General features: G+C 51.4%; 9 protein-coding genes. 8 read left to right on the top strand and 1 reads right to left on the bottom strand.

Features of this window, described 5'->3' with window-relative positions:
* Window positions 1-12 precede the first annotated feature (12 nt).
* Window positions 13-2,523, top strand: a complete 2,511-nt coding sequence (locus HPT30_RS07075; protein ID WP_175370721.1) for a glycoside hydrolase family 38 N-terminal domain-containing protein — start codon at window positions 13-15, stop codon at window positions 2,521-2,523.
* 193 nt (window positions 2,524-2,716) lie between these two features.
* Here the strand turns inward: HPT30_RS07075 and HPT30_RS07070 are convergent, their stop codons facing one another.
* Window positions 2,717-4,348, bottom strand: coding sequence for a PucR family transcriptional regulator (locus tag HPT30_RS07070; RefSeq protein WP_175370720.1), 1,632 nt, complete (start codon window positions 4,346-4,348; stop codon window positions 2,717-2,719).
* A 223-nt stretch (window positions 4,349-4,571) separates the two neighbouring features.
* Here HPT30_RS07070 and allC point away from each other — a divergent pair, with 223 nt between their 5' ends.
* The 7 genes from allC to HPT30_RS07035 all read left to right on the top strand — a co-directional run bounded on the left by allC (window position 4,572) and on the right by HPT30_RS07035 (window position 13,226).
* Window positions 4,572-5,843 (top strand): allantoate deiminase, encoded by a 1,272-nt coding sequence (gene allC, locus HPT30_RS07065; protein ID WP_175370719.1) that lies wholly within the window; start codon window positions 4,572-4,574, stop codon window positions 5,841-5,843.
* A gap of 36 nt (window positions 5,844-5,879) precedes the next feature.
* The gene (locus tag HPT30_RS07060) at window positions 5,880-7,118 is read left to right on the top strand and encodes a (S)-ureidoglycine--glyoxylate transaminase (protein WP_175370718.1); all 1,239 of its coding nucleotides are present in this window, start codon (window positions 5,880-5,882) and stop codon (window positions 7,116-7,118) included.
* A gap of 77 nt (window positions 7,119-7,195) precedes the next feature.
* Window positions 7,196-8,638, top strand: coding sequence for a uracil/xanthine transporter (locus HPT30_RS07055; RefSeq protein ID WP_175370717.1), 1,443 nt, complete (start codon window positions 7,196-7,198; stop codon window positions 8,636-8,638).
* Window positions 8,628-9,941 carry an amidase family protein gene (locus HPT30_RS07050; RefSeq protein WP_175370716.1) on the top strand — a complete coding sequence of 438 codons (1,314 nt, stop codon included), beginning with the start codon at window positions 8,628-8,630 and terminating at the stop codon, window positions 9,939-9,941. Before HPT30_RS07055 ends, HPT30_RS07050 begins: the two co-directional genes overlap by 11 nt.
* A 20-nt stretch (window positions 9,942-9,961) precedes the next feature.
* Window positions 9,962-10,102: a hypothetical protein gene (locus HPT30_RS07045; protein ID WP_175370715.1), complete on the top strand. Its 141-nt coding sequence runs from the start codon at window positions 9,962-9,964 to the stop codon at window positions 10,100-10,102.
* A 306-nt stretch (window positions 10,103-10,408) separates the two neighbouring features.
* Window positions 10,409-11,797 (top strand): NCS1 family transporter, encoded by a 1,389-nt coding sequence (locus HPT30_RS07040; RefSeq protein WP_376767002.1) that lies wholly within the window; start codon window positions 10,409-10,411, stop codon window positions 11,795-11,797.
* Window positions 11,798-11,831: 34 nt separating this feature from the next.
* The gene (locus HPT30_RS07035) at window positions 11,832-13,226 is read left to right on the top strand and encodes an allantoinase (protein WP_175370713.1); all 1,395 of its coding nucleotides are present in this window, start codon (window positions 11,832-11,834) and stop codon (window positions 13,224-13,226) included.
* Window positions 13,227-13,258: the final 32 nt, after the last annotated feature.

Raw genomic sequence — 13,258 nt, 5'->3', positions numbered from 1 at the left:
GGAGTTCTCAGGATGAACCTTCAACAACAATTAGAGCAGAGCTCTATTCCGCTGACTGCACGTAAGTGGACAATTTACGCGATTCACCATTCTCACACGGATCTGGGCTACACCGAGCGGCAGGAGAAAATTGAACAATACCATGTCGATTTCATTCGCCAGGCTCTGCGTATTGTCCAGGATGCTCATAGCGGGGCTAACCCCGATTGGCAAGGATTCCGCTGGACGTGTGAGACCTTCTGGGCTGTGGAGCAGTTTTTGCAGCAGGCCAGTGCTGCTGAGCAGCGGGATTTTGCCGAGGCCGTTCTGCGGGGCGACATTGAATTATCCGGAACATACCTCAATATGACCGAGCTGCCGGATTACGGTCTGCTAAGCAAAATTCATAGCAAAGCGCAAGCCTATGCCCGTTCGATCGGACATCAGGTGGATAGTGCGATGACGGCAGATATTAACGGTTATAGCTGGGGATATGCCGATAGTCTGCTGCAAAATGGTATCCGGCATTTATTCAGCTGCATTCATACTCATCACGGCATGTACCCGCTTGGGCGCAAGCAGCTTCCGTTCTGGTGGGAGTCTCCCAGCGGCGAGCGGCTCTTGGTATGGAACGGCGAGCACTACATGTTTGGCAACGAGCTTGGGCTATGCCCGGGAGCGCTTGGCAAATATATGATCCGCGACGAGTTCAATCATAAGCTTGTTGAGCCGGGGGAGATTCACGATCAGATTGCTAATATCCGTATTCATCGCTATCTCACCCAATTGGAGGTGGAACAGTATCCGTATCCATTCGTGCCTGTCATGCTATCTGGACTGCCAACGGACAATGGAGCGCCGAACAGTGCAATCATTGAATGGATTGGACAATGGAATCGTCAGCACGGTGAGCAGATTTCCATTGAAATGGTCAGCTTGAGTCAATTTTTTGAGCGATTGAAGCAGGAAGGATTAGATGAGCTGCCAGTTCATGCAGGAGATTGGCCGGATTGGTGGACAGATGGCGTCAGCTCCACACCGATGCATACCCAGATTTACCGTGACGCGCAGCGCACACTCCGCAAGGTAGAAAAGCTCGATCCGCAGCGGAATCATGTCAGTGATCAAGAACTGGAGTCGGTCGAGCAGGCGCTGGTCCTGTATGCCGAGCATACCTGGGGCTATCATTCCTCCATTTATGAACCCTGGCATAAAAATGTACAAATGCTGGAGGTGCGCAAGCAGGCCCATGCTGCAGAAGCAAGCCGTTTAGCTTATCGTGCACTGGATGCTGTGCTGCTGGCTGAGAATGGAGCGACATTATATCCTGGCCGTCCATATCGCTTCCGTGTAACGAATACGTCGGAGCTTGAAATCACGGAGCTGGTGCAGCTGAGGCTGGAGGGATGGGAGCCGGATGAGCTTCGCAGTGGCGTGGAAGTCATCCGCGAAGACACTGGAGAAGTATTGCCTATGCAATCATCCCAACCGCAGATCATCATCACAGAGCTGACGCTGAAGGGACTGCAGACCTGTATGCTGACCTTGCGTCCGCTGCCGCAGAAGTCTGCGAGCACAGGTATAACAGTATCCAATACGAAGCTTGTCGGCAGTGACCGGGTATACGATATGGTCGACATTTATCCTCTTATGCCAGCTGGGGCAACTGCATCATCAATCACCTTGTCTCAGCATGGGCTGGAGTCTCCGTTCCTCTCTCTGAAATGGTCGGAAGCAGGCGGCATTACCTCATGGTACGATAAAGAGGCAGGAAAAGAATTGCTGCGGCCGGATGCACAATATGGTGCTTTTACACCGGTTTATGAGGTTACGGTTCCTGCTGCGGAATCAGAGGCCTCCGAGGTCTGGGGTATTCGGTCACGCATGGGACGTAACCGTAAAGGCCTGGGTGTGCAGCGGTCGATCGGCCGGCTTGCCTCTGTCAAAGAGCTGGATAACGGTCCGCTATATGCTACGCTGGAGCTTCGCTACCAATTGCAGGGGATCTCCTATTTCTCCTTGTTCCTTAAGGTATACGCCAAGACCAGCCGTGTAGATATCTCCGTCCACTTCCATAAGGACAGTGTCTGGAATCCGGAAAATGTGTACCTTGCGCTGCCGTTTACCGCTGGGGACAGTGAGCAAGAGACTTTATATGCGGATAAGCCCGGCGGGGTCGTACGCCCTTGGAGAGACCAAATTCCGGGAAGTTGTCTGGACTACTCCGCCGTACAAGCAGGTATCGCGTGGCAGGATGAAGAGCGTTCCCTGATGCTGGCGACTCCAGATACACCGCTTATCCAATTGGGATCGCTAGATTATGGCACGAGACAGGTTCATACCCAGCAGCAGCCTGACACTAGTCCGGAAACCTATGCCTGGCTTATGACCAACTACTGGGAGACGAATTTCAAAGCAACCTTGGGCGGATTTTATGAGTTCCAATATTACGTTGCTATAGGTGATAAAATGCCTCCGGCTAGCATTGCCTCGTCCCTGCAGGGTCTTATTGAGCCATTCGTTGTAACCCGGTCCCGCGACTGAGGTAACAAGTTTACCTTGCACATAACACACGAAGAAACAGCGCTTTCTCCTGTTCGTTCTGGAGGAGCGCTGTTTTTCGTGTTGACTTGAATACCTTTTATAATCAAAGTGTCGAATGGCCAAAAGCAGACTCATGGCTAATATAAGAATACATGACTGTTTAAACTGTTCGGAAATAAAGTACCTGTTCTGCTCACTCCCTCAGTTCATGTTCCGGCAATAACGCCTTAATCCGGAACGCCAGCCGCAAACGAAGTGTTTCCTCTGGGTCCTTTAGGCTGCGCCCTAGCAGCTCTTCACATTTTTCCAATCGATATATCACCGTATTGCGGTGAATATAGAGGCGCTTTGCTGTTTCGGCGAGCTGGCAGTGAGTCTCCAGATAGACAGAGAGTGTCTGAAGCAGCAAGCGATGGTCCTTAATCGTCTCGTCGATGAATGCTTGAAACGTCTCCAGATAGAACTTCTTAAGATGAGCATAGGGGATCAGGCGTAAAATTTCCGGTACCTCTTTTGGTTGATACAACTCGACAAAGCGGCAGCGACCCGCCATTCCACCGAAATAGAGTGCTTCGCTGGCTTCCTTGTACGAGACCGGGATATGGATAAGTTGCTGGGCGTAACTACTTACGCCAAAGGACAGCGAAGCTTCATTATGCGTCTGAAGCCGGTCTTGTAGTCTCGACAGTCCCTGCAAGAAGGACGTTTCCACCTCTCGCCATTCGTCTGTCAGCAGCATCAGTAAGACGTACTGCTTGTCGAGCAGGAATAGGCGAATGGTTTGGGGGAAGGATCGTAGTTCGGACACTATATGATCGGCTATCCGATCTTGGTCTGATTTGTACTGCATAAAACTGAGAGACTTGTCTCCTCCATCAAGTTGTCCAACTGCGCAAATATAGCGTTGACTCTCCGGCAGCCCCAGCTCTCGCGCACGGCTGATAATCTCGTCTGCACTGGAAAAAGAGCCGTTGATGAACTTGCCAAAGAACTCATTCTGGATACGACGACGGTTCTGATTGAGCGCTTGTTCTTTCATCAGATCGAAGGCGATAACGTTGGCGGCCTGTTCAATGGTCAGGATCGTCGAGCGATCTTTGGGGGACAGTTCAGCCTCTACACCAAGATAGTGGAGCTGCTGATAGGTATAGACAGGGAATAGAGTCAGAACACTACGTTCTTCCTTTAGAAATGAAAAGCTGGAGAATGTTGAAGGAGGCGATAATACCACACATCGTTCGGACATCAGTTGGTCTAGTTCTGCGGTCAAGGTCTGCCGCTGTGGCTTCCCTGCAAGAAGACGAAGGTGCGGATCAAGCAGAAGGACAGGAGTTTTAAGCAAGTTTGACAGGTCCACCAGCACTTTAACCATACCCTCGCCCTTCATAATATCATGGGTGAATTGGCGGTGAGCTTGCATTGCATTGTGCAGCTCATGTGTACGTACATCGAGAATATGGCTAAGTGACTTGTTCACAATGTCACCGAGCGACGGTTCGACTGGAAGTTCCAGCAAGGGGACAGCCAGTTCGTTTGCGCGTTCGATCAGCACAGAAGGCAGAGTGCCGAGGAAGCGTTTTGTCTTGATTCCTAATCCCGAGCAGTTCTGACGCCCCATTTCCTCGATCAATAGCAGTAATGAAGGCAAGTCATCCTTGAAATGAAAGGCTGTCGTAATCAGCAGTTCATTGGGCTTGAGAAAGGTAATGATATCGGGGGCATCCATCATGTTGACCGTCAGTACTTCGCGTTCCAGCCCCGCGCTCCCTGCGACGATCTGCGTTCCGTTAAAAACAGGGATGTGTAACAATTCCTCTAGTTTCATGACAATGCCTCCTCACAATTCTCTGTATTAGTTATTGTGTACAATTATTACACCGGTTCTTCTACACCTACGTGCATGTTTTTTAGGTTGATTTATTTTACAATGAAGACAATGAATTTGCCAAGTCAACATTTTGTTATAAAATCTGACATGGATACAGAGTGGAATGTGAAGGTACAGACACAGGCAGACGGGCATGTAGTGAAAAATGGGGGAATGCGAAATGAGGATCGAACAACAACCGTTGGTGGTCCCGTCACCTACTGATCTGCATCAGCAGGTGAGTGAGATGATCGACTGGCTCGCAACTTATGGTGGTCAAGGGGAGCATGGGGATCACGGTGTGACCCGAACACTCTATTCTCCCGCATGGCAAGCGGCTCAGTCGGCCTTGGAGCATTGCATGCGAGAGGGCGGATTAATACCGCGCTATGATGATGTTGGCAATCTGTTCGGAAGACTTTCCGGCACGGAACAGGACGGTCGGGTGATTCTTACTGGTTCACATCTGGATACGGTTGTCGATGGTGGTAAATATGATGGAGCTTACGGGATTATTGCCAGTTTTATCGCTGTCCGTTATCTAAAAGAGCACTACGGGACACCGCGCAGGAGCATTGAGGTTGTGTCGCTTTGCGAGGAGGAGGGTAGTCGCTTTCCAATGACTTATTGGGGTTCTGGCAGTATGACTGGGATTCGTGACATGCAGCAGGTCGAAGGGATCGCAGATGCCGAGGGAATCTCATTCCGTGAAGCGATGGGGCAAGCAGGATTCGGAATGGGGATTCATCCTTCACCGCGTCGCGATGATCTGGAGTGCTTTATCGAACTGCATGTTGAGCAGGGCGAGGTGCTGGAGCGAGAAGGCCAATCCATCGGGCTTGTCAGCCACATCGTTGGACAACGTCGTTATGAAGTTACGGTAAGCGGGGAAAGCAATCACGCGGGTACAACGCCAATGGAGTGGCGACGTGATGCGCTCCTGACTGCTGCTGAATTGATTCGGCTAGTGGGTGAGTGGGCGAAGCGACAGGGGGATGGATTAGTTGCTACCGTCGGACGGATGGAGATTCATCCGAATGTGGGCAATGTTATTGCGCGTGAAGTGACGTTTAGTCTTGATGTGCGGCACCCTGATGCTGAAGTGATCCGTCAGTTCTGTGAGGCCTTGTTTATCGAGTGGAAAAAGATCGCGGCGGCGCAAGGCACAACGCTTACGTATCACAAATGGATGGATGAAGACCCTGTAGCGATGTCAGAAACACTGGCTTCCAAAGCGCAGATGATTCTGGCGCGTCAGGGAATCTCCCATCGTAGGATGACGAGTGGTGCGGGGCATGATTCACAAGTGTTCGGCACCTATTGCCCAACTTCGCTGTTATTTGTACCCAGTCATTTAGGGATTAGTCATTCCCCACGTGAGTTTACTGGAACAGATGAGCTGGTCTGCGGGGTTCGCTTGTTAATTGAACTGCTGTATGAGTTGGCGTATTAACGTATATCATGATATGGATTTGAGGAGGCAGACCAAATGACGAACTATCGGGAAATTCAAGCACCCTTACGGACAATTATGACACCTGGGCCTGTGGAGGTAGATCCTCGTGTGCTGCGTGCGATGAGTACGCCGATATTGGGGCAGTTCGACCCGGCGTTTACCACAATGATGAACGAGACGATGGACATGCTCCGACAAGTGTTTCAAACGAACAATAAGTGGGCATTCCCAATCGATGGTACATCGCGATCTGGTCTGGAGGCGGTGCTATGCAGCGTGATCGAGCCAGGCGATAGGGTGCTAGTGCCGATCTTTGGCCGTTTCGGGCATCTGCTTACGGAGATCGCCGAGCGCTGCGGGGCGGATGTGCATCTGATGGAGTGTCCTTGGGGGCAGGTATTCGACCAGCAGGCGGTGATTGAAGAAGTGCGTCGTATTCAGCCCAAAGTGTTGGCTATCGTGCATGGCGAGACTTCGACGGGGTGTATGCAGCCGCTTGATCAGATCGGTCCTGCGTGCCGGGAACTTGGGGTATTGACGGTTGTTGATGCGGTAGCGACGCTGGGCGGAACGCCTGTCAAGGTGGATGAGTGGCAGCTTGATGCTGTGATCGGCGGGACGCAAAAATGTCTGTCCGTCCCGTCCGGAATGGCACCGATTACGTATAACGAAGGGATTGAGAAGCTGCTGTTGACGCGTAAAAAGGTTGAGCGCGGTGTCGCGCAGGAGCAGGATCGCCTTGAGGTGCGCGTGCCGATTCGAAGTAATTATTTTGACCTCAGTCAGCTTCAGGATTACTGGGGACCGCGTAGATTGAATCACCATACGGAAGCGACCTCGATGCTGTATGCGCTTCGTGAAGGTGTACGGATCGTGCTGGAAGAGGGGCTGGAAGCGAGATTCGAGCGGCATCGTCTGCATGAACGGGCGTTGATGGCGGGAATTCGTGGCATGGGCCTGGAGCTGTTCAATGATGTACCGTGGAAAGCGCCAATGGTGACTTGTGTAAAAATTCCGGCGGCCATCAATGGAGAATCGGTGCGGCAGATGCTGCTGGAACAGTTCGGAATTGAGATCGCTAGTTCGTTTGGTCCGCTGCATGGTCAAATCTGGCGGATCGGCACGATGGGCTACAGCTGTCGTAAGGAAAATGTATTGTTTGTGCTGTCTGCACTGGAAGCTGTATTGATTAGACATCAGGCGAAGATTGAGGTCGGACGTGGAATGCAGGCGGCGCTTGATGCGTACGGAGTGGAGCGGGCTGCAAACTGATGTAAGAGTGTCATGTGTTTTTCGGGGCACAGAGTTTGAATAGACTGAGGTCTTTGGGTTTAGAGGGAGGTCAGTCGGTGAGTGGGAAGCGTAGCAATGTCGCGAATAAACAGTGGCTTGGGGCTTTGCGTTGGGTTGCTGGTTTGCAGTGGTTTTTCTTTTTATTTACGAATACAGTTGTGATCCCGATTACGGTCGGAGCAGCATTTCGATTAGGGCATACCCAGGTAGAGATGCTGGTTCAAATCTCGTTTGTACTGACAGGCATTGCTAGTGTAATGCAGGCGGCAATCGGACATCGCAGGGCGATAATGGAAGGTCAGTCGGGGTTGTGGTGGGGAGTGATTCTCGGACTGTGCGCGGCTGCACCTTCCATCGGACGAAGTCTGCAAGAGGTTGGAGCGAGTCTGGCAGTGGGTGTAGTGCTGTCGGGAGTCGTGACGATTTTGCTTGGCGTTATGGGCTGGGGAGCCTGGCTGGCTAGGCTGTTCACGGCTCGGGTGATGGCGGTATTTATGTTTCTGCTCGGTTGTCGTCTGAACTTGATCTTCCTCGAAGGAATGATGGGCATATCTCCAGGCATGTCTGAGGCGCAGCGGGTGCTTCATCCAGCAGTATTCGGTTTAGCATCGGCGGTAGCCTTATTGACAATCTGGATTGTCATCAAGGGCGGACGCAGAGTGGCTCCTTATGCGCTGCTGATCGGAATCGTGGCGGGCTGGGCAGTGTATGCCGTGTTATTTGGAGCGGGTCATGAGTTGACTGGGGTCACACAATCAGTACCAGCAAGCGTGACAAGTGAAGGGGCAGGTATAGGGCGCTGGTTGTTTCCGGTAGGTATGCCGCAGAGCTGGGGCGGGCTAGATATTGGTGTGATACTGATCGCGGTAATTGCAGGACTGGTGAATACATCCAATACGTTCGGGGCGATCAAGGGAACTGATGACATCTATGAACAGGAAGCAGACGACAAAACGTATCGGCGCTCGTTTACAATTAGCGGTGTACTTACAGTGTTGTCCGGTGTACTGGGGACGGTCCCTTATGCACCTTATGTGTCATCCATCGGCTTTCTTCAACAGACACGGATTAGGGAGCGGTTGCCGTTTGTACTGGGGGCGCTGCTCTTTATGATCGTCGGTTTGATTCCGGTGGTGAGTGACTGGATGACATTGTTACCGCTGAGTATAGGAAGCGCAGTGTTGCTGGTGACGTATGTACGACTGTTATTTTCATCGCTTAATTATTTCCGGCAAGTCAGAATGGAGGATCCGGTCAATCTGTATGCAGCGGGTATACCGCTTTTCGTAGGAGTGATCCTGATGGGGTTGCCTGCGGCGACCTTTGTCTCACTCCCTGCATTACTGCGACCGTTACTCGGTAATGGCCTGCTTGTCGGAATTCTGCTGGCGCTGCTGATGGAGCTGATTCCGCATCGTCCGGAACGATTAGCATCAGAAGCTGATGTGAGAGCAGTGAATGATGATTTTAACCAAGGAGGTGCGCCGGATGAGCTCTGATCAACATCATCGTACTAACCAGGCAAGCAGTAAGATAGAATGGCAAGCTTATCAAGCCTATATTGCGCCGAATGTTATTGTGCCACCGTCTGGCGAGGGTAGATTAAATGGTACACGCTTCGCGCTCAAGGATGTCGTCGCGGTTGCGGGGCATACGAATGCAGCGGGCAATCCGGACTGGCTGCGCACTCATGAAGCGGCGCCCCGCCATGCGGAGGTTGTTCGGCGATTGCTGGCGGCGGGTGCTGCACTTGATGGCATGACACATACCGACGAACTGATGTACAGCTTGAACGGAGAAAATGCCCACTACGGCACGCCGATCAACCCGGCGGATTCAACGAGAATCCCTGGCGGCTCCTCCAGTGGTTCAGCAGTTGCGGCGGCAGCTGATGATATTGAATTTGCAATCGGCACTGACACAGGTGGATCGGTGCGGATTCCCTCATCCTATTGCGGGGTGTACGGTTTCCGTCCAACACATGGCATGGTATCGCTGGATGGGGTGATTCCGCTGGCGCATAGTTTTGATACCGTGGGCTGGATGAGTCGGAAATTGCAATGGATCGTTGAGGTTGGCGAAGTATTGTTGGCTGACGAGAGTGACTCAGCTGTCACTTCATTTCATAAGATCTATATGGATGAAGAGACATGGGCCGTGCCGGAGGCGGCAGATCGGGACAAGTTGCTGACACATGTGGGCGAGTTGCAGGGGGATTATCCCTTGCCTTTGGGGTCTGTTCATCTGACTGACCAAGTGTGGAAGGGGTGGATGGAGCAATCTCTTTACTCAGTGCCTGAGGAGTATGCATTGCTTGGTCGGGGGCTGACTTTGTGGTCGCAAGCTTTTCGTCTGCTGCAAGGAATGGAGATATGGCGGGAGCATGGGACATGGGTAACACAGCATCAGCCTGTCTTCGGACCGGGAATTGCAGAGCGGCTGAAGTGGACAAGTACGCTGCGGGAAGCGGATATCACTTGGGCGCAGGAACTGCGAACGGTGTTGCGTGCAGAACTGTCGAGTCTGCTAGGTGTCGATGGGCTGTTGGTACTGCCGACTGCGCCGGGTGTCGCTCCGCTGTGTGGGCTCCAAGGGGAGGAAGCTGAGGCATATCGTGCAAAAGTCATGCAACTATCGTGCATAGCGGGTCTGGCAGGGTTGCCGCAATTAACAGTTCCAGTGTGGCGTGAGGACGGTCTGCCAATCGGGGTGTCATTCGTTGCCGCGCCGGGCCGGGATCGTGCGCTGCTGCATTGGGTGGCGGCAAGGTATGGTGATACAAGAGTGTCCACTGCTGAATAGATTAGGGGGACTAGAATATCTTGAAGGATATACTCTTCATAACGGGAACGCCAGGTTCAGTCATCCTGCAAGCCGGAGATCATGTCGGAGGTCAGTTGACAGGGATGGAGACGTTACATCATCCAGTGTTGGTGGATCAGGGATACATTAAGATGTTGTAGTATCTTCATATCTTTTGAATTAAGTAACTGCCGAGTGGATGCCGGCAGTTTTTTTGTGCAGTTGAAGCTTGGTTTCCGACATGTCTATAACCGCTATCGTTATAAACATAACATAAAATGTTATTTTATTTTGTGCATATTCACCAATAGATTGAAAGATAATCTACGATTTTGCTGATGATTTATAAAAAATAGATGATAAAATGAAGAATATAAAGATTGAGTAAGGAAATATAACATAATTAAGTTATGTTATATAACCTATTAGATGACGAACCAGAAAAAAGGGAGTGAGCGGAGATGTCTATGGATTTGGCGGGTCACATTCAGGAGCAGTCGCAATTGAAAGAAGAGATGTATGTTGACGAGTCCCTTCGACCGAAGCAAGAAAAGGATCGGAAAGTAGGGGTTATCTCTTACATGTTTATGTGGATCGGTGATGGTGTCAATCTAGGGAATATGACACTTGGTGCGAGCCTTATCGCTGCCGGCGTTGCTAACTTGAATCTCGTGCAGACTTTTGTAGCTGCGATCATCGCCATAGGGCTCATCTCAGTCATCTTCGCACTCAATGATCGCTTCGGCTATCGTACAGGCGTCCCGTATGTCGTACAGCTTCGGATGTCGTTTGGCACCAAGGGAGCGATCATCTCCTCCTTCCTTCGAGGCATACCGGCGATTATCTGGTACGGTTTCCAGAGTTGGGTTGGCGCAACGGCGCTCAATGAGATTGTCAAGGTCGTCACAGGCGGCAGCTTTGACAGTATTCCAGTTTGTTTTATTGCTTTGCAGCTTGTCCAGATCGGCCTTTCGCTATATGGGTTTCACGCGATTAAGTGGGTGGAGACGCTCGCATCAATCGTAATCGTACTCGCGCTAATCTATGTATTCGGACTGTTGGTGAATTCACACAGTGATGCTATCATGCATAACTGGGTCCATGCGAAGGGAACATGGGGCCTGCCGTTCTTCTCCTTTATCATGGTTTTTCTGGGTAACTACGCTGCAATATTCCTGAGTGCAGCAGACTACTCCCGCGAACTGAAGCCAGGGATCAGTGATGGGAAACGAAGCTTCCTGTACTTCAGCCCGATTACGATCGCCTACGGCTTCGTACTGACAATCGGTGCGATGATGGCAGCAGCAACAGGGATCTCCAACCCGGTCAAGGCGTTCGCTATTGTTGTCAACAATTCGTATATCACCGTTGGTGTATCCGCGTTTATCGTGATCGGTGTTATTGCAGTTAACATGGTGGCGAATATTGTTCCTCCCGCATACGTTATCTCTTTTGTTACGAAACTAAAGTACAAACCTGCAGTAGCGATCACGGGTCTGCTGGCGCTTTGCTCCTTCCCGTGGGTGCTGGTGAAAGACTCTTCAGCGCATGGTCTGAACATGTTCGTCTTGATCTACTCGGCATTCCTAGGGCCGATCGTTGCGATTCTGCTGGTTGAATTCTATATCCTGCGTCGTCAGAAGGTGGATGTCGCTGAGTTATATCGGGAGAACGGCAGCTTTGCTGGTTACAACCCAAGCGCAATCCTCGCCATGACGCTTGGCGCTGCTGCGGCATTCATAGAAGTAGACCTCGGCTGGATCGTCGGCTTTATCGTGGCAGGGCTCTCATACTTCTTGCTGACGAAATATGCATTCAAAGGCTCGTCCTTCAAGCGCGGCACGATTTTCGAATAGATGGACCAAGGACAATACAAAGGAGCGAATCACGATGGAACAGATGGATCTAATCGTCCGTAATGGAGTAGTTGTACTCCCGACAGGTGTAGAGCAGGTTGACATCGGCATCAAGGATGGCAAGATCAAAGTAATTACATCGGAGCTGGCTGCCTCAGCCCGTCAGGAGTGGAATGCAGCGGGTCAGGTCGTTATGCCGGGGATGATTGATGTTCATGTTCATTTCAGTGAGCCGGGGCGTGAGCATTGGGAGGGGTTCTCTACTGGATCATCGATGATGGCGGCAGGAGGATGTACAACCTTCTTCGATATGCCACTGAACGGAATTCCTTCGACGGTTAACTGTGAAGCGCTGCTGGATAAAGCAAGGCTTGGCAATAAGAAGTCAGTCGTGGACTTCGGTTTGTGGGGCGGACTTGTGCCAGGGAATGAAGACGATCTTGCGCCGCTTGCGAAGTCTGGTGTTATCGGATTTAAGGCATTTCTGTCTACGACAGGTAACAAAGAGTTCGAAGCCGTAGATGAGATGACGCTGCTCAGTGGAATGAAGCAGATCGCCAAGCTGGGCAAAGTGCTGGCGTTGCATGCGGAGAGTGCGGCGATCACGAATTGGCTCAAGGCGGAGAAGGAACAGGCAGGCTGTGTAAGTGCCGATGATTATCTGGCGACACGACCGATCCTTGCTGAAGTCGAAGCGGTTGAGCGGGCGCTGTATTATGCAGAGATCACCGGTTGCGCACTGCACTTTGTGCATATCAGTTCTGAGGCAGCGGTGGGCAAGATAGAGGATGCAAAAAGCCGCGGAATGAACGTAACCGTAGAGACGTGTGCGCACTATCTGCTATTTAATCATGACGCTCTTCGCGAACGGGGCAGCATTGCCAAATGTGCGCCCCCACTGCGTGAAGCCTCTGAGCAGAAGAAGCTGATTGAACTGGTCGCTGCAGGCAAGTTCGACATGCTGACCTCGGACCACTCGCCATGTCCATATGACATGAAAGACCCTAAGGATTTCAATTTGTTTCAGGCGTGGGGCGGCATTAGCGGCGGGCAGTTTACGCTGCTGGCTGCACTGGAATTGTCTCAGACGAACCATATTCCGCTGGAACAGATCGCCCGTATGACCGCTTCCGCTCCTGCCGAGCGCTTTGACCTTGCGGATCGCAAAGGCAAGATTGCCGTAGGCATGGACGCCGATCTGGCGATTATCGACCTAGATACACCATTTACCGTAACTGAAGACAATTACTACGCCAAACATAAGCAAAGTCTGTACATGGGGCATACTTTCCCAAGTAGCATTGTCGGAACGATCGTGCGTGGTAAGGTTGTTGTACAAGATGGGCGTGTGCTGGAGAACGAGGGTATAGGTAAGAACGGTCAATGGCAGAAACCGGAGGGAACGCAATTAGTAGATTTAATGGGTTGATCGCATTGACATGCAGAGCGTCATATTCATCG

Source organism: Paenibacillus agri (assembly GCF_013359945.1).
Classification (GTDB): Bacteria; Bacillota; Bacilli; order Paenibacillales; family Paenibacillaceae; genus Paenibacillus_AQ; species Paenibacillus_AQ agri.
The sequence above is the reverse complement of the archived record's forward strand: the minus strand, read 5'-3'. Positions and strand labels throughout refer to the sequence as shown.

Coding starts and splice junctions, on each gene's coding strand:
- HPT30_RS07075 (WP_175370721.1), top strand. CDS start 13: ATGAACCTTCAACAACAATTAGAGCAGAGCTCTATTCCGCTGACTGCA.
- HPT30_RS07070 (WP_175370720.1), bottom strand. CDS start 4,348: ATGAAACTAGAGGAATTGTTACACATCCCTGTTTTTAACGGAACGCAG.
- allC (WP_175370719.1), top strand. CDS start 4,572: ATGAGGATCGAACAACAACCGTTGGTGGTCCCGTCACCTACTGATCTG.
- HPT30_RS07060 (WP_175370718.1), top strand. CDS start 5,880: ATGACGAACTATCGGGAAATTCAAGCACCCTTACGGACAATTATGACA.
- HPT30_RS07050 (WP_175370716.1), top strand. CDS start 8,628: ATGAGCTCTGATCAACATCATCGTACTAACCAGGCAAGCAGTAAGATA.
- HPT30_RS07040 (WP_376767002.1), top strand. CDS start 10,409: ATGGATTTGGCGGGTCACATTCAGGAGCAGTCGCAATTGAAAGAAGAG.
- HPT30_RS07035 (WP_175370713.1), top strand. CDS start 11,832: ATGGAACAGATGGATCTAATCGTCCGTAATGGAGTAGTTGTACTCCCG.